Source organism: Paracidovorax anthurii (assembly GCF_003269065.1).
Classification (GTDB): domain Bacteria; phylum Pseudomonadota; class Gammaproteobacteria; order Burkholderiales; family Burkholderiaceae_C; genus Paracidovorax; species Paracidovorax anthurii.
In genome coordinates, this window is the sequence record NZ_QLTA01000122.1 from 1 (window position 1) to 1,485 (window position 1,485).

At 66.2% G+C, this 1,485-nt stretch carries 1 protein-coding gene; it reads right to left on the reverse strand.

Going from position 1 to position 1,485, the window contains the following annotated elements; genetic code table 11:
• Positions 1 to 20 precede the first annotated feature (20 nt).
• Complete coding sequence (locus AX018_RS24450) at positions 21 to 1,244, reverse strand: IS110 family RNA-guided transposase (protein WP_111882833.1); 1,224 nt, start codon at positions 1,242 to 1,244, stop codon at positions 21 to 23.
• Positions 1,245 to 1,485 lie beyond the last annotated feature (241 nt).

Sequence of the window (1,485 nt, forward strand, 5' to 3'; positions counted from 1 at the left end):
CTGAAATGAAACTGCGTCTTTCACCCCGTGACAGCGGTGACTTGGTAGCCGATCTGCTGCAGGCGCCGGATCAAGCGGTTGGCTGTTTTGGCGGCGTCCGTGCGGTCGAAGTGGGCGGCACCCAGGTCTTGCCATTCGGTGCCGTCACGCAGCATGTGCCACATGGCCGTGAGCATGGAGGCTGCCACGGCGATGATGGCCTTCTTGGCACCGCGACGTGCCCGGATGCGGTGGAACTGCGCCTGCAGATAGCCGTCCTTGACTTTGATGGCCGCCCAGGCGGCCTGCACCAGCGTGGTCTTGAGCCACTTGCCGCCGCGGCGCAACCGGGTGCTGCGCCGCTTGCCCGCGCTCTCGTCGTTGCGCGGGCACAGGCAGGCCCACGACAGCAGATGGCCGGGCGTGGCGAAGCGGCTCATGTCGATGCCGATCTCGGCGATCAGCGCATCGGCGGCCACTGCCTTGACGCCGGGCATGGTGCTCAGCAGCTTGGAGGCTGCCCGAAAAGGCTCGAGCCCCAGGCCCACCTCCTTTTCGATGTCGGCAATCGCCTTGTCCAGTGCATCGATGTGACCCAGGTGCAGCTTGAGCATGAAGCGGTGGTGCTTGCGGATGCGCCCGCGCAGCGCCTCGAGCAGCTCGGCTGGAGTGGCCTTGACGCGCGTGGTCACGCATTGCGCAAGCCGCTCGGGCTGGGTTTGCCCATCGATGATGGCCCGCAGCACCGCGCGCCCGGCCTTGCCCAGGATGTCGCTGAGCACCACCGACAGCTTCAGGTTGGCGTCCTCCAGCACCTTCTCGATGCGCTGCACGTGCGAGGCCCGCTCGCGCACGAACTGCTTGCGCGTACGCGTCAGGGTGCGCAGCTCCTGCACCGCAGTGGGAGGCACGAAGCTGGCGCGGATCAGGCCGTGGGCCAGCAGGTCGGCCAGCCACATCGCGTCGTTCACATCGGTCTTGCGCCCAGGCACGTTCTTCACGTGCGCGGCGTTGGCCAGCACCAGCTCGAAGTGGCCCTCCAGGATGTGCCACACCGGCTTCCAGTACACGCCGGTGGCCTCCATCGCCACGTGCGCAACGCCCAAGGACTCCAGCCAGTCGGCCAGGGCCAACAGGCCCGCAGTGGTGGTCTCGAAGGTTCGCACCTCCTGACTCGCCGGTCCATCACCGGCAATGCGTGCGCAAGCCACCACCGTTTGCTTGTGCACATCCAATCCCGCGCAGCGCGGGTAGATCACTTCCATGACAACCTCCTGTTCGCGGCGCCATCGGCGTGCGGCCCACGTCATCGAAGTCTGAAATGCGTGCTCAAGAACCGAAGGCTCAGGGCAACAGTCTGGGGTGCTCGTGAGGCCGCGGGTCCAACTGAGATACGGGCTCGAAGCACCAAGTACGAACCGACCTCGGTGCCGGACGCTGCGCCCGCCATTAGGCGCCTGTTTCATGTCCTGCGGGTGGCGCGCAGCGCAATGGATAACTGAGATG

Bases quoted from the DNA above. Each gene is read 5' to 3' on its own strand.
- AX018_RS24450 (WP_111882833.1), bottom strand. From the start codon at position 1,244: ATGGAAGTGATCTACCCGCGCTGCGCGGGATTGGATGTGCACAAGCAA.